22 protein-coding genes and 2 pseudogenes are annotated in these 25,106 nt (G+C 49.9%); 1 reads left to right on the top strand and 23 read right to left on the bottom strand.

Features of this window, described 5'->3' with window-relative positions; genetic code table 11:
* Positions 1-35: 35 nt before the first annotated feature.
* The 17 genes and pseudogenes from Kalk_RS19000 to Kalk_RS18920 form a co-directional block, all read right to left on the bottom strand.
* Positions 36-2,339 carry a chemotaxis protein CheA gene (locus tag Kalk_RS19000; RefSeq protein WP_101895755.1) on the bottom strand — a complete coding sequence of 768 codons (2,304 nt, stop codon included), beginning with the start codon at positions 2,337-2,339 and terminating at the stop codon, positions 36-38.
* Positions 2,340-2,351: 12 nt separating this feature from the next.
* Positions 2,352-3,122 (bottom strand): protein phosphatase CheZ, encoded by a 771-nt coding sequence (locus Kalk_RS18995; RefSeq protein ID WP_101895754.1) that lies wholly within the window; start codon positions 3,120-3,122, stop codon positions 2,352-2,354.
* A gap of 35 nt (positions 3,123-3,157) precedes the next feature.
* A complete protein-coding gene (gene cheY, locus Kalk_RS18990; RefSeq protein ID WP_101895753.1) occupies positions 3,158-3,544 on the bottom strand; it encodes a chemotaxis response regulator CheY in 387 nt (128 codons plus the stop codon).
* 168 nt (positions 3,545-3,712) lie between these two features.
* Complete coding sequence (locus Kalk_RS18985) at positions 3,713-4,423, bottom strand: RNA polymerase sigma factor FliA (RefSeq protein ID WP_101896399.1); 711 nt, start codon at positions 4,421-4,423, stop codon at positions 3,713-3,715.
* Between the two features lie 41 nt (positions 4,424-4,464).
* A complete protein-coding gene (locus tag Kalk_RS18980; RefSeq protein WP_101895752.1) occupies positions 4,465-5,286 on the bottom strand; it encodes a MinD/ParA family protein in 822 nt (273 codons plus the stop codon).
* A 31-nt stretch (positions 5,287-5,317) separates the two neighbouring features.
* Positions 5,318-6,817 (bottom strand): flagellar biosynthesis protein FlhF, encoded by a 1,500-nt coding sequence (gene flhF / locus Kalk_RS18975; protein WP_101895751.1) that lies wholly within the window; start codon positions 6,815-6,817, stop codon positions 5,318-5,320.
* A 42-nt stretch (positions 6,818-6,859) separates the two neighbouring features.
* Entirely contained in the window at positions 6,860-8,980 is a 2,121-nt protein-coding gene (flhA, locus tag Kalk_RS18970) for a flagellar biosynthesis protein FlhA (protein ID WP_101895750.1), read from the bottom strand.
* 103 nt (positions 8,981-9,083) lie between these two features.
* A complete protein-coding gene (gene flhB, locus Kalk_RS18965) occupies positions 9,084-10,220 on the bottom strand; it encodes a flagellar biosynthesis protein FlhB (protein WP_101895749.1) in 1,137 nt (378 codons plus the stop codon).
* Position 10,221: 1 nt separating this feature from the next.
* Positions 10,222-10,995: a flagellar biosynthetic protein FliR gene (gene fliR / locus Kalk_RS18960; protein WP_199767964.1), complete on the bottom strand. Its 774-nt coding sequence runs from the start codon at positions 10,993-10,995 to the stop codon at positions 10,222-10,224.
* Between the two features lie 2 nt (positions 10,996-10,997).
* Positions 10,998-11,267, bottom strand: a complete 270-nt coding sequence (locus Kalk_RS18955; RefSeq protein WP_101895747.1) for a flagellar biosynthetic protein FliQ — start codon at positions 11,265-11,267, stop codon at positions 10,998-11,000.
* A gap of 50 nt (positions 11,268-11,317) precedes the next feature.
* On the bottom strand, positions 11,318-12,079 hold the full coding sequence (gene fliP / locus Kalk_RS18950; RefSeq protein ID WP_101895746.1) for a flagellar type III secretion system pore protein FliP: 762 nt from the start codon (positions 12,077-12,079) through the stop codon (positions 11,318-11,320).
* Entirely contained in the window at positions 12,072-12,617 is a 546-nt protein-coding gene (gene fliO / locus Kalk_RS21395; RefSeq protein WP_199767963.1) for a flagellar biosynthetic protein FliO, read from the bottom strand. Before fliO ends, fliP begins: the two co-directional genes overlap by 8 nt.
* 5 nt (positions 12,618-12,622) lie before the next feature.
* Positions 12,623-12,880, bottom strand: a pseudogene (fliN, locus tag Kalk_RS21825) (flagellar motor switch protein FliN); the annotation flags it as partial.
* Positions 12,881-13,141: 261 nt separating this feature from the next.
* Positions 13,142-14,104, bottom strand: a pseudogene (gene fliM, locus Kalk_RS18935) (flagellar motor switch protein FliM); the annotation flags it as partial.
* 2 nt (positions 14,105-14,106) lie between these two features.
* Complete coding sequence (locus Kalk_RS18930) at positions 14,107-14,601, bottom strand: flagellar basal body-associated protein FliL (RefSeq protein ID WP_101895743.1); 495 nt, start codon at positions 14,599-14,601, stop codon at positions 14,107-14,109.
* A 292-nt stretch (positions 14,602-14,893) separates the two neighbouring features.
* On the bottom strand, positions 14,894-16,741 hold the full coding sequence (locus Kalk_RS18925) for a flagellar hook-length control protein FliK (RefSeq protein WP_101895742.1): 1,848 nt from the start codon (positions 16,739-16,741) through the stop codon (positions 14,894-14,896).
* 55 nt (positions 16,742-16,796) lie between these two features.
* Positions 16,797-17,060: a DUF4404 family protein gene (locus Kalk_RS18920; protein ID WP_101895741.1), complete on the bottom strand. Its 264-nt coding sequence runs from the start codon at positions 17,058-17,060 to the stop codon at positions 16,797-16,799.
* A 135-nt stretch (positions 17,061-17,195) separates the two neighbouring features.
* Here Kalk_RS18920 and Kalk_RS18915 point away from each other — a divergent pair, with 135 nt between their 5' ends.
* Positions 17,196-17,486: a PAAR domain-containing protein gene (locus Kalk_RS18915; RefSeq protein WP_101895740.1), complete on the top strand. Its 291-nt coding sequence runs from the start codon at positions 17,196-17,198 to the stop codon at positions 17,484-17,486.
* 70 nt (positions 17,487-17,556) lie between these two features.
* On the opposite strand, the gene Kalk_RS18910 is transcribed toward Kalk_RS18915, so the two are convergent.
* From Kalk_RS18910 to Kalk_RS18885, 6 genes are all read right to left on the bottom strand, one after another.
* Entirely contained in the window at positions 17,557-19,575 is a 2,019-nt protein-coding gene (locus tag Kalk_RS18910; RefSeq protein WP_101895739.1) for a hypothetical protein, read from the bottom strand.
* Positions 19,576-19,691: 116 nt separating this feature from the next.
* Positions 19,692-21,725, bottom strand: a complete 2,034-nt coding sequence (locus Kalk_RS18905) for a hypothetical protein (RefSeq protein WP_101895738.1) — start codon at positions 21,723-21,725, stop codon at positions 19,692-19,694.
* A gap of 11 nt (positions 21,726-21,736) precedes the next feature.
* On the bottom strand, positions 21,737-22,615 hold the full coding sequence (locus Kalk_RS18900) for a hypothetical protein (protein ID WP_101895737.1): 879 nt from the start codon (positions 22,613-22,615) through the stop codon (positions 21,737-21,739).
* Complete coding sequence (locus Kalk_RS18895) at positions 22,602-23,426, bottom strand: type II secretion system protein (RefSeq protein WP_101895736.1); 825 nt, start codon at positions 23,424-23,426, stop codon at positions 22,602-22,604. The genes Kalk_RS18900 and Kalk_RS18895 overlap by 14 nt, the downstream gene beginning before the upstream one ends.
* Entirely contained in the window at positions 23,416-23,937 is a 522-nt protein-coding gene (locus tag Kalk_RS18890) for a prepilin-type N-terminal cleavage/methylation domain-containing protein (RefSeq protein ID WP_101895735.1), read from the bottom strand. The genes Kalk_RS18895 and Kalk_RS18890 overlap by 11 nt, the downstream gene beginning before the upstream one ends.
* Complete coding sequence (locus Kalk_RS18885) at positions 23,937-25,106, bottom strand: type II secretion system F family protein (protein ID WP_101895734.1); 1,170 nt, start codon at positions 25,104-25,106, stop codon at positions 23,937-23,939. The genes Kalk_RS18890 and Kalk_RS18885 overlap by 1 nt, the downstream gene beginning before the upstream one ends.

The following is a 25,106-nucleotide window of genomic DNA, read 5'->3' as shown; positions in this document are numbered from 1 at the left end:
TCTCCAAAACGGCAACGTATTACACGTATTTGCAATCAACTCCGTTGCGCGTAGGCTTTCAACATACTGGGAATATCCAGTATTAGGGCAATACGACCATCTCCCGTGATTGTGGCGCCTGCCATACCAGGCGTGCCATGCAGCATCCTGCCCAAAGGTTTGATGACCACTTCTTCCTGGCCGATAAGCTGATCCACAACAAAACCCACCTTCTGCGTGCCCACACTCACAATCACCACATGGGCTTCAGTATCCTTACCGGTGGTACCACGTATTAACCAGCGTTTTAGGTGAAACAACGGCAGCGCTTTTTCACGCACAACCACAACCTCCTGGCCATCCACCACATTGGTGCGGGAGAGATCCAGGTGAAAAATTTCATTCACATTAACCAACGGCAACGCAAACGCCTGCGTTCCCAGCATGACCATCAGCGTTGGCATGATGGCGAGCGTAAGTGGAACCTTGATAGCGATACGAGTGCCGACATTCTTTTCGGAATGAACCTCGATCATGCCATTGAGTTGGGTGATTTTGGTCTTCACTACGTCCATACCCACACCACGACCAGACACATCGGAAATCTGATCTTTGGTGGAAAACCCAGGATGGAATATCAAATTGAACGCTTCAGGATCACTGAGCCGATCGGCCGCCTCAGTGTCCATCAAACCTTTTTCAACGGCTTTTCGGCGTAACATATCCGGATCCATACCGCCGCCATCATCGGTGATCGATAACACGATATGATCACCTTCTTGCTCCGCAGCAAGAAACACTTTACCCATACGAGGCTTACCCATGCTCTCACGTACATCGGGTGCCTCAATACCATGGTCAACGCTATTGCGAACCAAGTGAACCAGTGGATCAGCCAAAGCCTCCACCAGGTTTTTATCAAGATCCGTCTCCTCACCTTCCAATTCCAAGGTGATTTCTTTTTTCAGGTTACGTGCCAAATCCCGAACAACGCGAGGGAAGCGACCGAATACCTTCTTGATCGGCTGCATCCGGGTTTTCATGACTGCGGTTTGCAGATCGCCGGTGACCACATCCAGGTTGGCAACGGCTTTTGCCAGATCTTCATCGGCGGTTCGCAAGCCTAAACGCACCAGGCGGTTTCGTACCAATACCAGCTCGCCCACCATATTCATGATGTCATCGAGGCGCTTGGTATCAACGCGAACCGTATTTTCTGCAGCAGCCGGAGCCTCTTTTGGCGGCGCGGCTCCGCGGGCAACAGCCTCTTTTTTGGCTGGGCTGGCAGTGGCTGCAGGCTTGGCAGTGGGTGCCTCTGCTTTTTTCGGCGCAGCCTGAGGCGGCGATGATGGCTGTGCAGGCGCTTTTGCGGCAGGGGCAGGTGTCGCTGACTTACTTGCGGCAGGTGCAGCTGGTGCTTTCTCCTCGACTGCTCCGGTAGTAGGCCCTTTACCCTTACCATGCAACTCATCTAACAGGGATTCAAATTCATCGTCGCTGATTAATTGGCCATCAGTACTTGCCGCTGCAGGTTCACCTTCATCGCCCTCAGTTTTTGGTGTACCGCCGTGTCGACCTTTGCCATGCAATTCATCTAACAGGGATTCAAATTCGTCATCTGATATTTCGTCGGAGCCAGTTGCAGCAGCCGGCTCTGGCTCGGCGGCCGCAGCAGCAGCTCCACCAATCTTGCCTTTACCATGCAACTGATCCAACAGCGCTTCAAATTCATCTTCTGTGATTTCGTCAGAGGTTGAAGCCGAGGCGGCGGCGACTTCATCATCTTCGCCAAACAAATCTATTCCATCTGATGTATTGGTAGCCGGTGCTGCTGGTGCCTTGTCTTTGCCTTCGTCCAGCGCATCCAAAAACTGCTCGAACTCTTCGTCAGTGATATCGCCTTTATCAGCCGCTTCACTGGCAACGGGAGCTTCCTCAGCTGCAGGCTCCGCTGTAGGAGCAGCCGGTGTATCACCCTGCAAAATGGCATGTAGCGCATTCATCAAGGCAGGATCAGCAGGATCTGGATACTGGCGGCCATGAACCTGCTCGAACATACTGTTCACAGCGTCCAGCGCCTGCAACACTACGTCCATTAATTCTGCATTGATCGACAACTTTCCATTACGCAACAAATCGAATATGTTTTCTGCCGCGTGACAAAGATCCACCAGGGTGTCCAATTGCAGAAACCCTGCCCCACCTTTTACTGTGTGAAATCCTCGGAATATTGCGTTTAGAAGATCAGCGTCGTCGGGTCGGTTTTCCAGATCAACCAGTTGTTCTGACAGTACTTCCAGTATCTCCCCGGCCTCAACCAGGAAGTCCTGTAGTATTTCTTCATCACCTTCGAAGCTCATCCCCTAACTCCTCTAAAACCCAAGACTGGATAACAAGGCATCCACATCATCCTGACCCGAGACAACATCTTCTCGCGCCTCTGGATTCATAATTGGCCCCTCGGGTCCAATATCTGCCTCATTAGCCTTCATGTCTTTCTGGGGAAGTTCATGTTTAGCACCGGTAATCTGATCAATGGTGCTCGCCATTGCCACCAGATTCACCAGGTTATCTTCTACTTCTTTTACTAGCTGAATGACTCGCTTGATCACCTGACCGGTCAGATCTTGAAAATCCTGCGCCAGCATGATGTTGGAAAGATTGGAGTCAATTGTGGATGCATCTGCCACTGCAGTTACTAAAAAACCATCCACTTTTTTCGTTAACTGTCGAAACTCATCTGCGCTCATTTCACGGCGCATAAGTTTGTCCCACTCCTCTTTCAGGGATTGGGCACTTTCCCGCAGGTGACCAGAAACCGGCATGGTGTGCTCCACCATGTCCATAGTTTTGTTAGCCGCCTGTTCTGTTTTTTCGATGACATAATTCAATCGCTGGGATGCATCCTGCATACGCGACATTTCATCGCGCATCACGCTGTCACTGGTATCAATCGCAAAGTTTTTGATTGACTCATGCAGGCTACGGGTCAACTTTCCAACTTCTTGAAACAACACCTGATCCCGCTGCTGGTGCAAAGAGGAGATGGTTCGCATCGCCTCCTTCGCATCACCACTTTCCAGTTGTTCAACCAGGGTTTTGGCGTACTCCACCAAACTGTCCTGCTGAGCTTGCTCCGTCATGCTAATCTCACATCTGCCGTTAACGGTGAATAGTGCTATGCATCTACCCGCTCAAAGATCTTCTCGATCTTTTCTTTCAATGCCTGAGCGGTGAAGGGCTTCACAACATAGCCGTTAACGCCAGCTTGCGCGGCTTCGATGATCTGCTCTCGCTTGGCTTCAGCTGTCACCATCAATACAGGTAGGCTCTGCAGCTTTTCATCCGCACGCACCGCCTTCAGCAGGTCTATACCCGTCATTCCCGGCATATTCCAATCTGTAATAAGAAAGTCAAAATCCGAGGCTTTCAGTAATGGCAAAGCAGAACTTCCGTCGTCGGCTTCCTGGGTATTGGTGAACCCAAGGTCGCGTAGCAGGTTCTTGATAATGCGTCTCATCGTGGAAAAGTCATCAACAATGAGAATTTTCATATTCTTGTCCAAGGTTGCCTCCAATGAACCCAGTTCACTACGTCTGTTAAGCAAACTACTGCTGTAACTGGCTGTTAAATGCCCCAACCAGCGATAAGCTGACGGTTTCCGGGCCTTTCAACAGTCTCTACCGCTTAAGTCTAGTAGCAGATTTGGTGTGATCCAGTTTTTGTAGAAGAATCAAAGCCACTCTTGTAGACGGGCGCGCAATCGTTGGGCGGCCTGACTGTGAATTTGGCTGACACGAGATTCGCTAACTCCCAGTACCTGCCCGATTTCCTTAAGATTTAGTTCTTCGTCGTAGTAAAGGGATATGACCAATTGCTCCCGCTCAGGTAACTGTTCAATCGCGCGGGCCAGGTGGGTGCGGAATACCCCACTTTGGAGGTCATCCAGGGGGTTGTGAGCCTGTTCTTGCTGCAACCCGGTGGTAATGTTGTCTTCGACGGATTCAAGCTCATTGAGGCTGAACAGCCGTGTCGCCATGCTGTCTTGCAACATGGCGTGGTACTCTTCCATGGAAATGCCAAGGCGATCTGCAATATCCCGATCCCGTGCATCGGCACCTGTTTCATGTTCAATATCGCGAATCACTTGCTGGATACGTCGAGCGTTACGATGTACCGAACGTGGCGCCCATTCACCCTTGCGAACTTCGTCCACCATGGCTCCGCGGATGCGAATGCCTGCGTAGGTTTCAAAGCTGGCGCCTTTGCTGCTGTCATAGCGCTTCAACGCATCCAGCAAACCAATCATGCCAGCCTGATACAAATCTTCCACCGCCACGCCTGAAGGCATTCGAGCCAAAAGATGATGGGCGATGCGTTTCACCAGCGGAGTATGCTGCTCCACCAGGACATCTATTTGTGGCGCCGATTCATCGTTATACATAGCCTGTCGCTTCATGCCCTGCATCGGGGTAACCTGGCGTCCTAACGGGCAACCGCTCCTTGCACCAACCGATCCACAAAGAACTCAAGGTGCCCTCGAGGCGTTGTGGGTAATGGCCAGCTGTCTACTTTATTTGCCAGCGAGCGGAATGCCAGCGCCGCTTTACTGCGGGGATAGGCCTCCACTACTGGCTTTTGCCGCATGACCGCCTTACGCAGGTAGTCATCAAATGGAATGCACCCCGAAAATTGCAGAGCCACATCCAAAAACCGATCCGTCACTTTGGTAAGCTTATTATAGATTTCGCGACCTTCTTGCTGCGTGCGAACCATGTTGGCCACCACGTTGAAGCGGTAAATACCGTGCTTCTGGTTAAGAATCTTCATCATGGCGTATGCGTCAGTAATAGAGGTCGGCTCGTTGGTCACCACAAACAGGCTTTCCTGTGCAGCGGTCACGAAGCTCATCACCATTTCCGAAATGCCTGCTGCTGTATCAATTAACAGCACATCCACATCATCGCTTAGTTCGCTAAAAGCATGGATCAAACCGGCATGTTCACGGGGCCCCATGCTCACCAGTTCTTGCGTACCCGACGAAGCCGGTACGATTTTGATGCCGCCAGGACCCTCTACAAGGATGTCCTTGATGCCGCACTCACCTTTTAATACATGGGAAAGATTCTCACGGGAGCTGATACCCAGCAGAATATCCAGATTGCCCAACCCGAGATCGGCATCCAGCAACACGACTCTGCGGCCTATTTCAGACAAGCACATCCCCAGATTAATTGAGACGTTGCTCTTGCCTACCCCACCTTTGCCGCCGGTGATGGCGATTACCTGTACGGGATGATTACTCATAAACGTTTTTGTGTGCACCTTGTGTCGTCTTTTATCCGTAAGCCAGATCCGGTTCCATTTCGGAGATGGCGTCGCTGTACATATCCGCTACCAATGCATCGTCCATGCGATACTCCTTCGCCAGAGCGATGGCATGATTGATCAAGCGGGTGGCTTGCGGGCGGGCTATGTCGTCCGGGATGTTCTGGCCATCCGTGATATAGGCAATAGGTAGCTGCGATTCGATCGCGACACTTAAAGCCTCGCCCAAACTGGCCGATTCGTCCAGTTTTGTGAGAATACAGCCCTCTAGATTCAACTGTTTATATTCATTGATAGCCTTATCCAGAATACGTCGCTGACTGGTAGAGGACAGAACCAGCCAACGTTGAATATTTGCCCCCATGCTCTCAAGCATAGTCATTTGTTCCTGATGTACCTGATCTTTATGACTCAAACCGGCAGTATCCACCAAAATCAGCTTCTTACGGGACAAAGAGCGCAATAATTGATCAAGACTCTGCTGCTCGGTCACGACTCGAACCGGCACTTTAAGGATACGCCCCAGAGTGCTCAGCTGCTCATGTCCGGCAATACGGTAACTGTCGGTGGTAATAAGCGCCAAATTCTCGGCACCATGCTCCAGCACAAAGCGGGTAGCAATCTTGGCAATGGTGGTGGTCTTGCCCACCCCTGCAGGCCCAACAAAGGCAAAAATGCCCCCATGAGCGGCTATGTCTTCACCCAGCAACGGCAGGTCATCGCTCAGCTCCAGCAATGCCTCGCGCCAAGCCAATTTAAGATCAGTGCCTGGCTTCAGGTTTCTCACCAGCTTTCGGCACAGCGCAGGGGATAAGCCCAAACGAGCCAATTTTTTGAATACCGAAGCCTCCAGTGGATGGCGATGAGAAAAATCGCCCCAGGCAACATTAGCCATCTGCACATTCAGCATCTGACGCAACTGGTTCAGTTCTCCTCGCATTTCAGCCCATTCAGGGCTGGCCGCAGAAGGTGCTGCAACAATCGGCGCAGGAGCAGCGGAAGCAACTGTAACAGCAGGAGAAGACACAGCAGCCACTTCAGGAGTCGCGGTTGTGGCAGGAGCTGGTGCGGCCACATCCGCCTGCACCCTGGCCTGCTGACTTAACCGAACCTCGACATCCCGATCAGACTGCTCTTCTCGACTGTTTAACTGCTTCAGCCACATTTCATTGAATTTCTGATTGGCCTGCTCACGACGCTGCAACGCTTCAATCAAATTTGACTTGTCTTCGGCGGTAGGAGCAAAACCACCCCTGTCATTCAACAACCGAGCCGGATCCCCCAACGCTGGTGAACTGGCACTATCGCTCATGAAATCAGGAATATGATTCTGCTTGCGCTCGCGGGCTTTGTGCTGCTCAACAAATTCGTCGTAGTCGGCGGCGGCAACAATTTCAATGCCACCGGCCACCTTACGGTTGGAGAGAATCACTGCATCTGCACCCAACTCTTCACGAACCAACTTCAAAGCCTGACGCATATCCGCTGCTATGAATTTTTTTGTGTTCATGATCGTCGTATCCTCGCTGCTTCAGTCGCCATCGTTTACTGGTTATTGGCCCACAGAAGCGGTAATTGTAATCTGTTTGTTATCCGGTATTTCGTTGTATGACAGTACATTTAAGCCCTGAACACTGAACCGCAAAAAGCGCGACAGCATGGGGCGGATGCCCGCCGAAACCAACAAAACTGGTGGATTACCTGCTAACTCCTGCTTCTGAACTGCATTGGATACGGAGCGTTGCAGTTTTTCCGCCAAGCCCGGCTCGATCACCGCATCGCTGGCAGTACCGCCAGAATTTATGGCCTGCTGTACAGCTTGTAGCAACAACTGTTCCAACTCCGGTTGAAGCGTGATAACAGGCAGCTCACGCCCCACACCGTATATGGTCTGGACGATCAAGCGGGATAACGAGACACGGGCGGCAGAGGTGAGAGCGTCAGCGTCTTGACTCTTTGGTGCCATCTCCGCCAAGGCTTCGGCAATGGTGCGAATATCCCGAATCGGTACATCTTCCTGCAATAAATTCTGCAGGACTTTATGCAACTTGCTTAAGGGCAAGGGATTCGGCACCAGGTTTTCCACCAGCTTCGGCGATGCTTTCTGCAAATTCTCCAGCAGCTTCTGCACCTCCTCAAAACCAAGCAGTTCATGGGCGTGCCGTAACATCACCTGATTTATATGCGTAGCTACAACCGTACTTGCATCTACTACCGTGTAACCCATGGTTTGCGCCTGATCACGCTGACTTGGCTCAATCCAAACGGCATCCAGCCCGAACGCGGGATCCTTACATTCGATACCATTGATCGCCCCGAACACTTGCCCGGGGTTGATAGCAAGCTCACGGTCTGCATGAATCTCTGCCTCCTCAATCGCCACCCCCATTAGCGTTACGCGGTAAGCATTAGGCAGTAGATCCAAATTATCCCGGATGTGAACAGACGGCATAAGAAACCCCAAATCCTGAGACAGTTTCTTACGCACACCCTTGATACGTCCCAGTAGTTGCCCGCCTTGGGCCTTGTCTACAAGCGGTATCAGCCGATATCCCACTTCCAGGCCAATCGCATCCACTGGCTGCACATCATCCCAACCCAGCTCCTTGAATTCGTTGTCACGCTGGGCGGCGATTTCTTCCATTTTCTGCGCCTTTTTCTCGTCTTCCACTTCCTTACCACCAGAAGCCTCACGACGATAATGAATCCAATACGCTCCGCCACCACACAACGTAGCCAGCCCTAAAAACGCAACATGAGGCATACCCGGAATAATCCCCATGATGACCAGAATGATCGCAGCGATCGCCAAGGCCTGAGGTGAACCAAACATCTGGACCATCACCTGATCACCCAGATCCTGGGAACTGTTTACGCGGGTAACGATGATCGCAGCAGCAGTGGATAACAACAAAGAAGGGATTTGCGCGACCAAACCATCACCAATAGTGAGCAAAGCATACACTCGCAGCGCATCACCAAAACCAAGATTGTATTGGGCCATACCAATAGCAAGGCCACCCACAATATTGATAATCAAAATCAGGATACCGGCAATCGAATCCCCACGAACAAACTTACTGGCACCATCCATTGCACCGTAAAAATCCGCCTCCTGGGACACTTCTGCTCGACGTATTTTGGCCTCCTCCTGGTCAATAACCCCGGCATTCAGATCAGCATCAATGGACATCTGCTTGCCTGGCATCGCATCCAGGGTAAATCGAGCACTCACTTCCGAGATACGGCCGGCACCTTTGGTGACCACCACGAAATTGATGATCACCAATATCATAAAGACCACCAAACCCACTGCGTAATTGCCCCCAATCACAACTTCACCAAATGACTGAATGACCTTACCAGCAGCATCGCCACCTTCATGGCCGCGCAGCAATACCACGCGGGTGGACGCCACGTTCAAAGCTAAGCGCAGCAAAGTCGCAATCAACAGCACCGTCGGGAATATGGCGAATTCCAATGGTCGCATGGTGTATACCGAAACCAGTAGCACCACCAACGCCAAAGCAATATTAAAGGTGAACAATACGTCCAGCAGAATAGACGGCATGGGCAGGGTCATCATGCCCATGATGATCAGCAAAAAGATCGGTGCGCCCCAATTGCCTTGCTTGAGGATATTTCCGGATTGAGTAGCCACACCTGCTGCCATAACACCTTCGCTCTGCCACTAACAAATATTTGACGCATTAAGTACGCCTTAGTGTTAGATCGCAAAGATCATGCCTAAATGGATAAATTATTGAAACAGCGGGTTATTCGTCTTTCTTGAGGTCGTCTGGAACGGGGAAATCTGGCACCACGCCAGGGTTGGGGCCTTTGCCTTCCTGAAATTGCTGCAACTGGTACACATAGGCCAACACTTGAGCAACCGCCAGAAACAGCCCTTGTGGAATCTCCCTTTCCAGCTCCGTATGGTAGTAAATGGATCGGGCCAACGGGGGTGAATTTAATATCATGACATCGTTTGCCAGTGCCACCTTTTTGATCTGCAGTGCAATGTGATCTGCACCCTTTGCCACCAGTATCGGTGCCAACATTTTTTTCGGATCATATTTTAAAGCTACGGCAAAGTGGGTCGGGTTGGTAATCACCACATCAGCGTCAGGCACCGCTGACATCATACGGCTTTGAGCCATTTCACGTTGCTTGGATCGAATTTTGCCTTTTACTTCTGGTTTTCCTTCCGTGTCTTTGTATTCATCCTTTACCTCCTGCTTGGTCATTTTTAATTGTTTATTATGCTGATATATCTGAAAGGGTACATCGATGGCCGCCACCACCAGCAAAGTGCAAGATAGAATAAACAACGCCCACGCTACGATGGAAATACCTTCCGCCATCGCCTCATGCGCAGGCATAAAACCGAGCGCCATAAAACGAGTGCTGTTGTAATCCAGAATCATCAGTGCCACCGCAGACACCAAGCCAAACTTCGCAATCGCCTTTACCACCTCCATAAGCGATTGCGCAGAAAACATCTTTTTCAAGCCTGAAAGCGGGTTCAGCTTACTTAATTTTGGTCTTATAGATTCAGCAGAGAAATTCATTCCACCCACCATAGGTGGAATCATCAATGCGGCAATAAGCACAGCAATATAGAAAGGAGTTAATGCGGTAAAAGCTGTCTTGGCGGAGCTAATCAACGAGCGCACCATCACGTCCTGATTAAGCAACTCATCTCGCGGCAAACTGTAATTCATCTCAAACACTTGCTCGGCCGCGTCAAACAATAACCCACCAGACATCATCAGGCCCGCGGCACCAAAAATCATTACAGCCACCCCCCCCAGCTCGCGGGAACGAGGAATCTGCCCCTTCTTGCGGGCATCCAGTATTTTTTTCTGGGTGGGTTCTTCTGAGCGTTCCTGCCCGTCTTCGCTCTCAGCCATGCTACCTCACCATTTCGCTGAGATAGTCGAAGGCATCCGCACTCAATCGCTCATATTGAGGCAGGACATTGGATAATGTGATCCATATGATTACCAAACCTAATACCATAGTAAAAGGAAAGCCCACGGCAATAATATTCATTTGTGGTGCAACCCGGCTGATTACACCAAACGAAACGTTTACGACTAAAAGAGCGATAATAGAAGGCAGCGCCACTAAAATCGCCCCTGTAAACATCCAACTGGCAAGCCGAGCCAATTCAAGATAATTGTCGACAGGCAACCCCACATTACCCACTGGCAGATGTTCGAAACTACTGCCAATCAAATACATCACAGCCAAGTGACCATTGAACGCAAAAAACAGTAGATTGACCGTCATTAGATAGAGCTGGCCTATGGATGCCACGTTGACACCATTAACCGGATCCACCAACGTTGCAAACCCCAAACCATTCTGCATGGCTACAATCTGCCCACCCACAACAAACACCTGAAACAACAGCTGTAAAACAAACCCCATTGCCACACCGATCAATACTTGCTGAAGAATAATGAGAAATGATTCCATCGACAGCAGCTCGATCAGTGGCACCGGGTCTAGCACAGGAGCAACCACAATGGTGACTGCCACAGCCAGGCCAAGGCGAATCCTGGTGGGTACAAGCTGGGTACTGAGCACCGGCATGGCAGTAAAAAAGGCAGCAATACGACAAAACGGCCAAAAATACTGGCCGATCCATTGGTATAATAGGTCGATTGAGATCTCAAACATGATCAGCCCAACATCGTGGGCATATCTATAATCAGTTTAACGGCAAAGTCATGCACCAAGCCCCCCAACCAGGGCCCCAGCACCACCAGCGTAGCGAGTGTAATCAGCAGCCGTGGCAGAAAACTTAAGGTTTGCTCGTTAATTTGCGTGGCCGCCTGAAAAACCGACACCACCAAACCCACACACAGGCTGGGAATGATAATCACCGACACCAGAATCATGGCGATAAACAACCCCTCACGCATCAGATCTGATACTACTTCCGGTGACATAATCCATCCCTCGCTGTATCTGGTTGCTCTGTGCGAGCCGGGCAGAAAAGCTACAAGCCAAAACTGGCGGCAACTGTACCCACCACCATGGCCCAGCCATCAATAAACACGAACAACATTATTTTAAAAGGTAATGACACAATCATGGGTGACAGCATCATCATCCCCATTGCCATCAACACACTGGCTACGACAAGATCGATAATAAGAAAAGGAATAAACAACAGAAAACCTATCTGGAACGCCGTTTTCAATTCACTTGTTACAAAAGCAGGAATAACAACCGTCAACGGAACCTGGTCCAAAGAGGAAAACTTCTGGTCATCACCTGCCAATTCAACAAACAGATTCAAATCGGTTTCCCGCGTCTGCGCCAACATAAATTTGCGCAGCGGCACACTGGCAACCTCAGCAGCTTCCAACGCTCCCATTTTCTCATTCATGTAAGGTTCAATGGCTGTCTTGTGTATTTCCTTGAAAACCGGCGCCATTACAAACACGGTCAAAAATAGCGCCAACCCAATCAGGATCTGGTTGGAAGGTGTCTGCTGTAAACCAATAGCCTGACGCAGAATGCCAAACACCACTATGATTCGGGTAAATGCAGTCATCATCATAATGATGGCAGGAATGAAAGACAGCATGGTCATCAAGATGACCACCTGCAACGTCACTGAGTAACTTTGGCCACCATCATCGCTGTTGGTAACACTTAACGCAGGCATCGAAAATGGATCAGCCGCCCAAACTGGTTGCACAAACAACAAGGCGGCAGCCAGCATAGCTATATGTGGCAAAAATCGCTTAGCCATTTGGTGACACCTCAGCCTTCAACAAAGCCTGCATGCGGGTAGCGAATTCACCTTTACGCCCATTATCCTGTTCCGATTCCGGTGTGACGCTGCCGGTATCGAATGCCTTCAGAAGGTTAATCTGATGCGGCGTAACACCAAGCAGCATGGTCTCCCCTTCCACTTCCACCAGCATGATCTTTTCTTTTTGTCCAACGCTCATTGCGCTTAGCAATTTCATATTCGAACTGCTGCCGGGCATATTCAAGTTAAAACGTTTGCTCAGCCAGGCAAGGGCAAAGATAATAGCAAGTACAGCCATTAGCCCCAGCACCATTTCACCCAAGTCGCCGCCACTCTTGGTGTTATTAGCGCTCTCAATCTCGTCTTTCAGGCGAAACACTGGCTTGCTCTGAACCTGTTGGTTCGCATCTTCTGCTGTTGAAACGGTATCCACCTGCTGCTGAATCTCTCCATCAGCCAGTTCCGAAACTGCATCTTGGGCATGAATGGGTAAAACGATAAACAAGCTCACCAGCATTGCGACAAATTGCTTCATGGAAGTTATCCCAGTTTTTTGATCCGTTCTGTAGGACTGATAACATCCGTTAATCGAATGCCGAACTTTTCATTTACTACTACTACCTCGCCGTGGGCAATCAACGTTCCATTAACCAGCACATCCAGGGGTTCTCCCGCCAATCGATCCAACTCGATTACCGAGCCCTGGTTCAACTGCAATAGATTCCGAATATTGATATTGGTACTGCCCACCTCCATGGAGAGCGTCACCGGAATATCAAGAATGACATCCATATTAGGACTGTTTTCAGCTGACATCGGCATAGATCTATCGCTCAGCTTCTCAAGGGGAGCCGCCTGAACTTCCTCTTCTTCAGGGCTGTCCTGCTCAGCCAATGCAGCAGCCCACTCGTCTGCCAGCGCCTCGTCATCAACGGGTTTATCTTCGTCTGTCATAACTCACACCCTTCACAGTTAGGCCTTGGCCTTCTCTTCGTTTTCGCCACCAGCTTGCTCTTTCATCCAGGTTAAACGTGATTCCTTACCACTATCCGATTCGGGCCGTTCAACCTTACTCATCACTTGCAGCGCCAAATTTCCGTTAGCTTCACCCAACTTGCCACGAAAAGCCGGAATACCATTGGCCAGCATTAACACACTATCAGGCATTTCTATGGGGATAATGTCCCCTTTCTTTAATTTGGCCAGCTCCGTAAGACGCATTTTTTTCTGACACAATTTGCCTTTTAATTGCACCCGCGCTCCCATGATTTCCTCGCGCAGGGATTTCATCCAGCGCTCATCCTGATCACCAATATCACTCTGTACGCCCGCATCGAGCACTTCCCTTAAAGGCTCGATCATTGAATAGGGTAGAGTCAGGTGCAGCTCACCACCACCACCATCCAATTCAACGTGAAAAGAATTCACCACCACCACTTCGCTGGGGCTTACAATATTGGCTAAGGACGGGTTTACTTCCGAACTCAGAAACTCGAACTTAACGGGCAGAACCGCTTTCCAGGCTTCCTGCATATCAATAAAAGCCTGCTCCAGCACCATCTGCACCACTCTGTTTTCTGTGGGCGTAAATTCCCGCCCTTCAATCTTTGCGTGACGGCCATCTCCGCCAAAAAAGTTATCAACCAGTTTGAATACCAGTTTCGCATCCAGAATAAAAAGGGCTGTGCCTTTGAGTGGTTTGATCCGAATCATATTGAGTGAGGTCGGCACATACAGGCTATGCACATACTCGCCAAACTTGATTACTTGAACGCCGCCAACGGATACGTCTGCCGTGCGGCGCAGTAGATTGAACATGCTGATTCGGGTATAGCGGGCGAAGCGCTCATTGATCATCTCCAGCGTGGGCATCCGCCCACGCACGATCCGATCCTGAGTACTCAGATCATAGGACTGTATCCCATCCCCTGGCTCATCTCCGCCGGTTTCAATGTCTCCATCGTCTACGCCGTGTAAGAGCGCATCGATTTCGTCCTGTGATAATAGATCCTGTACGGCCATCGCTATTGCATCACAAAGTTGGTGAAGAGAACCTGCTCGACAGCGGGTTCACCCATTTCTTCTGTTAAAATCTTTTGAATTTCTTCCAACACACTTTGGCGCAAGGCCTCTTTGCCTTCTGGCGTGCGCAGCATTTCAAAATCCTGCGAGCCCAACACCATCACCAGATTGTTTCGCACCAGCGGCATGTGCGTGTTAATCGTGTCAATCGCTGCGGCATTACGAGTCATGATTGACATGCTCATCTGTACATATCGTTGACGCCCCTTCCACTGATAATTCACAACGAAAGGAGGCTTGAAATCGTAGTAAATTGCAGGTTGCTGAACAGGTTCTGCTGGCTCTTCAGAGGCTGGCTCATCCCCGCCGGACATCATCAAAAAGGCCGCTACGCCACCGCCGATCAACAGCACCACCAACACGGCAATAATGATGATCAACATTTTTGATTTGGGTTTTTCCTGTTCTTCACTGCTCGTGTTGTCATCGTCCGCCATAAAACACCTTCTGGATTACGTTGCATTTAATTGTTAGCAAGGCTCGTACCAATACAATTAATCTATAATTTTCAACACGTTATCGACATTACAGCTTTCCCGAAACGATAAACGTCAAAAAAACGGCCTGCACAGAGAAGTTTAGACAAGATTTCCGGACACGCCTGTCAAAATCTCGCCAAGTATTGGAAATGTCTGAAAAAAATGAATGCAGCGTGCGGCAATCAAATAATTACCACACGCCAGAGGAAAGGAATTAAAAGGTGTAACTCAAAAAAGGCTGGCCTAAGCTTCAGGCGTAATAATCCACCAACCCCACTGCTTGCTGAATTATACGGTCGCTGGAACTCTCATCCACTGCGGCCACCTCCGCATCAGCCGATCCACCCTGTCGATGATCTTGCCCACGACGCTGATCAGACTCATGAGCATCATGATCGCGCACATCCACATCACCCAACGCCACGCCATTCTGCTCCATCATCTCACGCAACCGGGGCAACGCTTGCTCCAAAGCTTCACGCGTAGGTGCAGCATGACTGGTAAACACAACGCTGGCCTGATCATGCTGAACCGACACTTTCACATCAATTGGGCCCATCTCCCTAGGATTCAGCTGGATCTGAGCACTGTTCAGCCTGGAACTGACCATCATCATCAATCGCTGCCCCACCTCACCGGCCCATTCTCGACTTTGTAATGGAGCCTGGATATTGGTTCCAAACGGCTTGGCTATATTCGTCGGGGCTCTGCTCATTTGCTCTAGGCTGCGCTGAAAAGGCGTAGCCTTGGCACCGTCCTGAGCCTCCGCAGGCTTAGCAGCCCCCTGACCGGCTGTTGACGATGATGCCGCTTTGTCCATCGCCTTATCCAATGCTTTGGCTAGCGCGGCCAAGCGCTCCTGCACCGGTGAAGCTACTATTCCTTCACCCGCCATGGGTTTGATGGACTGCATTTTATCTGCCAGCACACCAAGATCTGACTTTTTTTCGGTCTTTGCTTCAAAGCCAGCAAGCTCTTCACCGGACACGGATTCGGCATTACCGGGCTTAGTTGCAGCCCCCGCCGGACCACCCTCTTCAGCATCTGCCATGGCGCTCGGGCTCATCGATGGGGTGATCACCGGCTTAGGGCTCTCTTTCTTAGTGCCAAACAATGCCATGTCCGCCCGGCTTGCCTCGTCCTGAGTCGCTGTCGAGGCTTTGGCAAACCCATCGTTCATCACAGATGCGATAGCTTCAGGATCAACATCTGCTTCCAGATCCGCAAACCCCTCGCCTTCAATCTGAACCGGCGTAACGGAGGCTTCCTCTAAAGCCAAACGCTCCTCATCGCTGAGATCAGCCAACAATGCCAACTCTGCCTCTGAGGGTGGCGCATCAATAATGCTTTCTTCCATAGTACTGACATTGGCCAGCAATTCAGGTGATATAACGATGTCAGATGACTGATCTTTTAGCCCTGCCTCTTTATTGAGCGTAGAGGCTGCCTGCGTTGTGAGAAAATCATCCAGGTTATCAGCCTGCTCACCATCTTGCTGTAGCGCGAAGGCCAACTGTTGCGCTGACGTCTCCGCATCCTTAGGAATCCCGCCCTCGTCAGCCGTTACCTCAGAGATCGGAGCATCCGCTGTTAGCGGCTCAGCCCTCTCTCGGTGGGTCTGATTCTCTGAAGCGCGCCCTGCTTCGCCTTGAGCAACAACTCGCTCCCTGGAAGCCCTTTGATCATTCTGGCGTGCGTCCTCCTGCCTGTCAGACGCTTGACGGCCTTGCTCATTACGGGCCTCTGCCGCCCGCTCTTTACCATCACGACTGTTTTCTGCCTGGCGAGCTTCCGAAGCGTCAGCTTGTCGCCGCCTATCTGCCTGCTGTTTATCCTGCAGACGGTCAGCTCTGTCATCCGGCAAGCGCTTGCCGCTTTCAGACCGTGGGCTTGCCTCTTGCCGCGCCTCTTGAGCAGACGTACTCTGTGTGGCAGACGATCTCGACTCGCGGGCATCCACCTGGGAATTGAGTACCCGATCAAAAGAGTCTGCGTTATCGCTGGAGCCAAGCAGTTGATTTGAAAGGCTAATACCCTGAGCCTTGGCGGTCAGGGAGCTGGACTGAGAGATGTTAGTTGGCAGGTTGTCGGTGCGCATGTACGCCCTCCTTCGTTCACTATACGAAGAAGGAGAGCAAAGGCTGTGCCAGCGACTACAACCCCATGCCGTTCAGAGTGGTAATGATCTGGGAAATAACGCGAGCAATCACCGGATGAGCCTCTTCGTATTGAATCACCTGCTTCTCCAGCTCATCAACCAAGCCTTCTTCCCAGTGCTCGGAGGTACCGTTGATCATCACCTCAAGCCTCACAGCCAAATCGGTCAGAGCCTCCTTGTCGCCCCCAACCACCTCGCTGTTGTCTTCCAAATGAGCCTTCAGTTCCGATACCGATTTTTTGAGCGTCTGTTTTGGCATAATGCACCTCTGTTAGTGTTGTTCCATTATACGCCACTGCCTGCAGGATAAAACCTGACAAATATCAGCGAAAAGGGCAGCGATTATTTGCCCATGCTCTGTCTGCTTATATAGACTGCTAAAAAAGGAGCCAGTATGCCGCCATCAGCACGAATCGGAGATTTTCACGTTTGCCCCAAGGTCAACCCTGGGCCAGTACCCCACGTAGGTGGCCCAGTGGTGATGGGTCAGCCGACTGTATTAGTACAAGGTATGCCAGCCGCCCGACTCGGCGACATGGCCGTGTGCATAGGGCCACCGGACAAAATTGCAAAGGGAAGCTCATCGGTTTTGATTGGAAACAAGCCAGCCGCCCGCATGGGGGATAGTACGGCTCATGGTGGGGTGGTGGTTATGGGGGCTCCTACGGTGTTGATTGGGGGATAGGGGCCACCCAATCAACACGTTCAAACCTTAAACACTCAAAATGGAACCCAACCAAACAAAATCGGCAACATCAGTATTCCATCCTAGCAGCAATATAAAGCGAAACCTCTGTATTATCATTATTCCTGTATTTTAGAAAGCTCAAAAAACCATTGAAATAACCCTCATTACTAATGGTCGCTACCGAGGTTAACGGTGCAGGATTAGCAAAACCTAAAATGTATGGAACTGTACCACTCGAATAAAATTCAGATTCATCCACATTAATTCCCAACTCTGTGAAGACACTTTCATTTGGGATGCTTTCGTTAATCATTCGTATACTTAGCTCATCAAGGTATCTTCGTTCAAATTCATTGTTGGTGTCGAAATAATGTGCGAAACCTCCATAACCGGATCGAATTAGTTTTGTTGCTACAGTAAAAGCCAACGACCTCTTCCTACTAAAACCTGGCCAGTCTCCGGGAAGGTCAACTCCAAAATCATTGCAATCTGATAGCTCAACACTCTGCTCTGTTCCACATTGAAATAGGTAGGCTGCATCGTCACCAGTTAACTCTTCACAAGTTGCATCAGATGCTGGAAAGCCAAAGTAGTAGACATCATCATTAAAGCGGTAAGATGTAGGATTTATTCGACAGGAAAGTCCATATACCACTGTAACTTCTCCAATCCGATCAACCATCGATATGGCAAGAAAATCGTTCGCATCATCAGCTAACTCAGTCCAATACGGCACAAAAACGCCAGAATAATCATCTAACCGATTAGACATCACCACATTAAAATCCCGCAGATTTGGTGCCACTCCACAGCTATCACTTACGGAAACGCCCGCTAGCGGCAAACACAAATCTGAAGACATGGCTTCGGGTATCCAGCTGACAACTCGTGATTCGTAACCTGAGTCCGCTTGAGCCAGTAACAGAACATCCTGTAATTTGGAGCCGCAGCCAGGGCCTGATGATCCAGCACATTCCACTGACTGAACTATAGCTGCTGCATAACTGGCGATTCTAAGCAGGTTTGTGCTTGACAATCCCTGGCTACCCATAGCGCCAACAATCTCTACAATTTCACCGGCCATATCATCCGATAGGTAACGTGTCTCTACCCTGCTTTGTAAACCTGCACCCCCGATTAAATAGCCTGATTTCTCTGGCAGGTAACTAGACGTTGCTACCCAGCTCTCTAGAGTGGTGTTCAGCATATTGAGATAGGCCTGAACCTGATCACGATCAGCCACTCTGGTCGGCTGGCCATTACGTCCTACTCGTACCTGGGTGTAATCACCGTTTGAATCGATGTAAGTCAGATTGGAGAGATACAGCTGGGTGTTATATTGTGACACTTCCATATACAGGTGTTCTGTCTGCTGTGGCTGGCCGCCAGATCGCGCTTCAATATGAGCCAGCACACCGGCCTCAGCCAAGGTAGAATTCCAGCGAATGGAGATATCTGCTATTTCAGATTCCAATGTTTGAGTCAGTGCCTGTATGGACTGTTGTACATCCGCATTGTCGGCGATGTGAGCATCGACATCCTGACGAGTTGACAGGCTACCCTCAGGGGCGTAACGCTCAATAAGATCGTTAACAACGCTATCGGTTGCGAACAATCCATCGGACAGGTAAAAATCCACATAACCCCGTGCGTTTCGGCTTGCTTGTGGCAGCGTTATTTCCGGGCCTATCGATTCATCCAGACTGATCAGCAAGCGGGATATATTATACCCGGACTGCAACCCAGCAGGCTGGCCTGGCGACGAAAGATGGTAAGGGGTAACCACCGCACTACCGGCAACACACCCCAATCGTACCTCACCCACAAAAAAGCACACTGGATCGCTACTTCTGGCATCGTAGGTAAAGCGGCCGCTTTCTGTGTAGCCTTCACGCCTGCCCTGGGTATAACGTAAACCTGTGACTGGGGCATCGGTGAACATGCCTGTTTGGAGTTCTTCCGGTGTTTCGGGATTGGGTGTATCGACGTTGGCCGGGGCAGTATCACTTCCACCACCGCCCCCTCCGCCGCAACCATATAGCATTAAAGTCAACAGAAAACTTATTACGCATCCTTGGTATTTCATAACTACTCCTGTTATTCGCACCATGCAAGCAGCACAGCATCTATGGTATAACGTTGTTGATGGCGGTTTCTGGGGCATTGTTCATCGGCATAATTGTGGCCGTCGCTTTCACCGCATTACCAAAACATAATCCGTAGCATTATCTCCGTTCCATCCCGATCCATGAAGTTCATGAAACCATGATCCAGTACGTTATACAGTTCATTGGTATCTTCGACTATGGAAACGCCAATAGAAAATGGTGGTGGTTCCACAAAATCATTATAGATAAAAACACCTGACGCAAAAAAATCCTCGGCAGAACGATCAAAGGGTAAAGACTCGAACCAGGCAGAATACGAGCTGAACTGATTCCAACTCTCCGGCAGTCTAGGATCACCGTAGAATCGTCGTCGAGAACCCCTGAAATCACGAGTCCCAAGGTAACTCATCTCTGCGCCATAACCGGAGGAAAGCATGCGCTCCGCCACCCTGAAAGCCAGATTCCTTTTAGCTGAAAAACCAGGCCAATCTGATGGCATATCAAGACCAAAACTAAAATCAGAACTAGGATCATTACAAACAATGGACTCAATACCGCAGGCATAGATATTGTAATTCAACACCTCTAAACGCTCCTCTGTGCACACAACATTCTCACCTTTGACCTGACCATAGTAGCCACCATCAGCAAACTGATAATAAGATCTGCTGACGTTGCAACTGAAACCGAAAGCTACTTGTACATCACCCACCCAGTCGTGCAAAATGAAAGGAGCAGTTCTAAAAAGTATCATATCAGAATCTGCCCACGCAGGTATCCTAACCCCCGAAAACTCGGATATTCGATTGGACATCACCACGTTGAACTCTTGTAGGTTTGGAGCAAAGCCACAATTCTCACTCGCTGGCACGCCTTGCAATGGCAAACACAGATCTGGGGACAGGTCGTCCGAAACCCAATTCAGGATGCGCGATTCGTAGCCTGTATTGACTTGCGCCATCAACAATGCCTCCTGCAGCTTGGAGCCACAGGTATCATCCACCGAGCCAGCGCATTCTATCGATTGAACAAGTGCTGCTGCATAGCTGGCCATTCGCAGAAAATTGGAGGGTGACAGTTCCTGACGGCCAAGCTCACTTGCCATCTCTACAACTTCATTTGCCATCTGCTGTGTCACGTAACGCGTCTCTACTCTGCTCTGTAGGCCAGAATTTCCAATCAAATTGCCTGATCTTTCTGGCTGATAACTGGACGTAGCAAACCAACTCCCTACGGGGGTATTTATCAAATTGAGGTAGGCCTGAACCTGATCACTATCGGCTATTCTGGTTGGCTGACCGTTGCGCCCTACTCGTACCTGAGTGTATTCACCGTTCGGGTCAATGTAGGTAAGGTTAGACAGATACAGCTGAGTGTTACTTTGAGACACCTCCAAATACAGGTGCTCGGTCTGTTGTGGCTCGCCGCCGGATCGGGCTTCAATGTGGGCCAGCACACCGGCCTCCGACAAAGTGGAATTCCAGCGAATGGAAATACTGGAGATTTCAGAATCCAATGCTTGAGTCAATGCTTGTATAGACTGCTGTACGTCGGCGTTATCAGCAATATGAACATCAACATCCTCACGGGATGACAGACTGCCCTCAGGGGCATGGCGTTCGATCAAATCATTGACTACTGGATCGGTTGCGAACAACCCATCCGACAATGAGAAATCGACATAGCCTCGAGCACTTCGGCTTGCTTGCGGCAGTGTTATCTCCGGGCCCGTAGATTCATCCAGACTGATCAGCAGACGAGAGATGTTGTAGCCTGACTGCAACCCTGCAGGCTGCCCTGGCGACGAGAGATGGTATGGGGTAACAACAGCACCCCCTGCAACACATCCCAATCGCACCTCACCCACAAAAAAGCACACTGGATCGCTACTTCTGGCATCGTAGGTAAAGCGGCCGCTTTCTGTGTAGCCTTCACGCCTGCCCTGGGTATAACGTAAACCTGTGACTGGGGCATCGGTGAACATGCCTGTTTGGAGTTCTTCCGGTGTTTCGGGATTGGGTGTATCGACGTTGGCCGGGGCAGTATCACTTCCACCACCGCCCCCTCCGCCGCAACCATATAGCATTAAAGCCAACAGAAAACTTATTACGCATCCTTGGTATTTCATAACTACTCCTGTTATTCGCACCATGCCAACAGCACGGCATCTATGGTATAGCGTTGGTGATGGCGGTCTCTAGGGCATTGCTCATCTGCAAAATCATGCCCATCGTCATCATAATCAAAAAACCATGGACGCCCTTCATCATTTATATCATAACGATAGGAATCTATAACTCCCATACCGTAGCGAACTTCTGTTTCATCAAAACGCTGACGAATATCGAGACCAATATTTACAAAAATTGAATCAGGCGGCGGGTATGTAAAAGGAATATAGTTAGAATCTCCTGGCACAGGAGCTGGAGCAGACCCACACACCCCATCCAACCCACCAACATATCTAGGTGTGCCACCCAAGGAGCAGACAATTCGGTCAAAACTCAAAGGATCACTATTTCTGTTTGTTAATTTCCCAATATGTATTCGCTGCTGCTCCACTAAAGACAGCGGCAACTCCAACCTCATCCGAACCATGCCATCGGCGACACCGGTATAATCTCTTTCAAGCTCCTCTTCTAGGCTTTCTTCGAACAGCTGAAAATAACTATCAGGAATAATCTGCTGAATCACATAGGATTCACTTGCACCACCACACTCATCAAGCCCTTCCAACGGATATCCCCAGCCGTTATTGGGCGTTTCGGCATCATTAATATATTGCTCTGGCGTCTGACAGACACCGTCATTGGATCTGGGCCAATGCCCCGTCGACAACCGATGAGCGTACGCAAGGTTAAGAACATGATGAATCTGAGAAATCGTGAAGGTGAATGCGCTACGCTCGGCCCGAATTTTTGAAACGTAAGCGTGATGGACAAGCATGACTGAGAGCCCGCTGATCAGCAGGACGATATAAACCAGTGCGATTCCTTGCTGTGTTTTAATTGGTCTCACAGTATGTAATCGCTCCTACCTCAATCGCACTACCACCACAGCTGGACACACCAGCAAAGTCATTCAAATGTTCGTTTTCGTCACCGTCGGCCACCATAAGTCGAAGCGTCCAAAAGTCATCCCTATTATTGCTCTCATCGTTAAATAGAAAACCACCCAACCCATGCTCTGCATTATTAATACAAATAGACTGGGGCAAAAGAATATGGGCAGGATCATTTCGATTGCCGGGGCAATCAGGCTTTGGCAAAGTAAACAAGCCGCCAGCCCCAACCACAACCCGTTCAAAGTTGTATCGCTGGGAAGCTTTTCGAGGCGTAGCGACATAATGTACAACCATCGGCGGTTGATCGGCCGCGACAATTGGCATCGCCGATGTTGGCAGATAGGAGCGTAACATTGCAGCCGAATCTTGATCACCAACAGGGAATACAACGGATATTCTGAGAGTTCGGCCTATATCATCAACGTCTGCACAGGTAGTTTGTAGTGCAACGCCATCCATTCCTTCATACCCATTAAGCCCAACAGGAAAAGCGCCCATTGCGGCCAGATCCTGCACCAAACTGGCGCAGTCATCCACCTCCTGTGCTGGCCACCTACTTATCTGCGAGTAGTAACTCATGGAGGCATTAGCCAAAGTTAATACATCTTGTGCCAATGCCTCTATAACCCGATCCTGTACTTGCTGAATCTGAGCCTGAATAAAATAGACCGCCATGGTCGATATCAGAGCAACCGATACCAACACTTCCACCAAGGTGAAGCCAGATAATGATTTAAAACGATAATCAGATGAATTAGTCTGCATTGATGTAGTGATTTACTCCGTACGCGATAGCTAAACCACTGCCCGCTGACGGGCCAACCGTCCAACGCACTGTGGTCACTTCCTCTTCATCTACTTCGTCAACCAGAATCTCTTTACGGGCAGATGGAAAATTGAAATCGGAATACTCTGATCCAGTCAAAGAAAAAGACACATAAACAGAGAACTGATTCACCACCACCCTAAAAAGTGATCCAGGATTACGACCCACTACCGTGAAGTCGTCATCGACCGTGGACATATAGCGATCTATCCGACTATTGTGGCTGACAATAAATTCATTCAAGGTACCGTCAAACAGGTCGGCTTGCTGAATGGATCGGCCGTATTCAATGGCGGTTGCAAGCTGCTGGGCGGTGTTTATTGCAGAAGCAACATCTTGGTACTCTTGCTCTTGATATATAACCGGCAGCGCAAAGGTGGCCGCCAATGCGATAATACTGATTACAACCATGATCTCAGCAAGGGTCATACCTTTACATTGATTCTGCATCAGCGACCTACATTAGAGGCGGCACCTGCCAGAGGCAGATAGAAGCCTAACACGGCAACCACGGCCGCCAGCACCATCATGGCGAAGCCTATTCGTGATAAAAACTTGGAAATCTGTCGACTGGTGTGAACGTTCTTTAGATGCAGTGTTTCTTTCACTGAAGCCAGTATAAACCCTTGCTGTTCGTCATCTACTTCGTTGAAGACCTGCATGGCCTCGATCAGTGAATCATCCCAATCCTCTTCCGACAATGCACTGGATAGCTCTTCAGATTTGGCTAAATGGGCATATACTCGCTGGTAGGTAGAACGCAACGGCCCTCGTGTTGAGCGCATAAGCTCAGCGACGATTTCGGAATCGACGTAACCCGCCTTTTGCAACATTTCATAGACTGAAATAAATTCAATGGATCGCTCTTGAATGCGCTTGGTTTCTATCAGGTTGAACAGAGGAAACCGCTTCAATACGCTCCACACCAAATTGCGATACAGCAAGGCCACCGCACACAACAGTGGAATGATCCAGGCATAGAGCTTGGTGAACTGCCCCATCCCCATCAGGAGATTAGTAAAACGATTGGGTTTTACAAAGCCGTTACTGCCCACCCCCATCAAGGATTGCAGGGAATTATCCAGAAAGGCTGGCACCACAAAAAAGAAGGCAGACCCCACAAAGATATAAATCAGGCCCGTTTTCAGCTCTGAGCTAACCTCAGATTTGATTTTTTCCCGCGCCAGCAAAAATTGAGCCGCTTGACGTAAAGCATGGGAATAGTCACCAGCTTTTTCTGCGGCTCTGGCCATCAGTATGGCAAAATGATCGAAACGAAACAGCTCCATGTAGTCGGCCAGGCTGTCACATTCGTCGATACTTTCCTGCTTGGCTTTAAGCCAGCGATTTTTTTTAATGATTTGATCAACACTTTGCTTGACCGTTTTACCACTGGACAGGGAGCTGCTCAGGGATTGCATAAACAACGCCTGATTTTTACGATCTGGCCCCGGTGGCTCAAAGGCAAACGCCAGTTGCCCCAGCACATCCTCCCGCACAGCTATAATGCGCCGTTCGGGAATGCGGGACTGCCAGCGCGCCTCCTCTCGAGTGGCGGCCTCCACTTTAATGGAGGCCTGCTCGCCTTTAGCGTCTAAGTATTGAACAACGTAGTACAT

Source organism: Ketobacter alkanivorans, assembly GCF_002863865.1.
Lineage (GTDB): Bacteria > Pseudomonadota > Gammaproteobacteria > Pseudomonadales > Ketobacteraceae > Ketobacter > Ketobacter alkanivorans.
The sequence above is the reverse complement of the archived record's forward strand: the minus strand, read 5'-3'. Positions and strand labels throughout refer to the sequence as shown.

Bases quoted from the DNA above. Each gene is read 5' to 3' on its own strand.
- Kalk_RS19000 (WP_101895755.1), bottom strand. From the start codon at position 2,339: ATGAGCTTCGAAGGTGATGAAGAAATACTACAGGACTTCCTGGTTGAG.
- Kalk_RS18995 (WP_101895754.1), bottom strand. From the start codon at position 3,122: ATGACGGAGCAAGCTCAGCAGGACAGTTTGGTGGAGTACGCCAAAACC.
- Kalk_RS18985 (WP_101896399.1), bottom strand. From the start codon at position 4,423: ATGTATAACGATGAATCGGCGCCACAAATAGATGTCCTGGTGGAGCAG.
- Kalk_RS18980 (WP_101895752.1), bottom strand. From the start codon at position 5,286: ATGAGTAATCATCCCGTACAGGTAATCGCCATCACCGGCGGCAAAGGT.
- flhF (WP_101895751.1), bottom strand. From the start codon at position 6,817: ATGAACACAAAAAAATTCATAGCAGCGGATATGCGTCAGGCTTTGAAG.
- flhA (WP_101895750.1), bottom strand. From the start codon at position 8,980: ATGGCAGCAGGTGTGGCTACTCAATCCGGAAATATCCTCAAGCAAGGC.
- flhB (WP_101895749.1), bottom strand. From the start codon at position 10,220: ATGGCTGAGAGCGAAGACGGGCAGGAACGCTCAGAAGAACCCACCCAG.
- fliR (WP_199767964.1), bottom strand. From the start codon at position 10,995: ATGTTTGAGATCTCAATCGACCTATTATACCAATGGATCGGCCAGTAT.
- Kalk_RS18955 (WP_101895747.1), bottom strand. From the start codon at position 11,267: ATGTCACCGGAAGTAGTATCAGATCTGATGCGTGAGGGGTTGTTTATC.
- fliP (WP_101895746.1), bottom strand. From the start codon at position 12,079: ATGGCTAAGCGATTTTTGCCACATATAGCTATGCTGGCTGCCGCCTTG.
- fliO (WP_199767963.1), bottom strand. From the start codon at position 12,617: ATGAAGCAATTTGTCGCAATGCTGGTGAGCTTGTTTATCGTTTTACCC.
- Kalk_RS18930 (WP_101895743.1), bottom strand. From the start codon at position 14,601: ATGGCGGACGATGACAACACGAGCAGTGAAGAACAGGAAAAACCCAAA.
- Kalk_RS18925 (WP_101895742.1), bottom strand. From the start codon at position 16,741: ATGCGCACCGACAACCTGCCAACTAACATCTCTCAGTCCAGCTCCCTG.
- Kalk_RS18920 (WP_101895741.1), bottom strand. From the start codon at position 17,060: ATGCCAAAACAGACGCTCAAAAAATCGGTATCGGAACTGAAGGCTCAT.
- Kalk_RS18915 (WP_101895740.1), top strand. From the start codon at position 17,196: ATGCCGCCATCAGCACGAATCGGAGATTTTCACGTTTGCCCCAAGGTC.
- Kalk_RS18910 (WP_101895739.1), bottom strand. From the start codon at position 19,575: ATGAAATACCAAGGATGCGTAATAAGTTTTCTGTTGACTTTAATGCTA.
- Kalk_RS18905 (WP_101895738.1), bottom strand. From the start codon at position 21,725: ATGAAATACCAAGGATGCGTAATAAGTTTTCTGTTGGCTTTAATGCTA.
- Kalk_RS18895 (WP_101895736.1), bottom strand. From the start codon at position 23,426: ATGCAGACTAATTCATCTGATTATCGTTTTAAATCATTATCTGGCTTC.
- Kalk_RS18890 (WP_101895735.1), bottom strand. From the start codon at position 23,937: ATGCAGAATCAATGTAAAGGTATGACCCTTGCTGAGATCATGGTTGTA.
- Kalk_RS18885 (WP_101895734.1), bottom strand. From the start codon at position 25,106: ATGTACTACGTTGTTCAATACTTAGACGCTAAAGGCGAGCAGGCCTCC.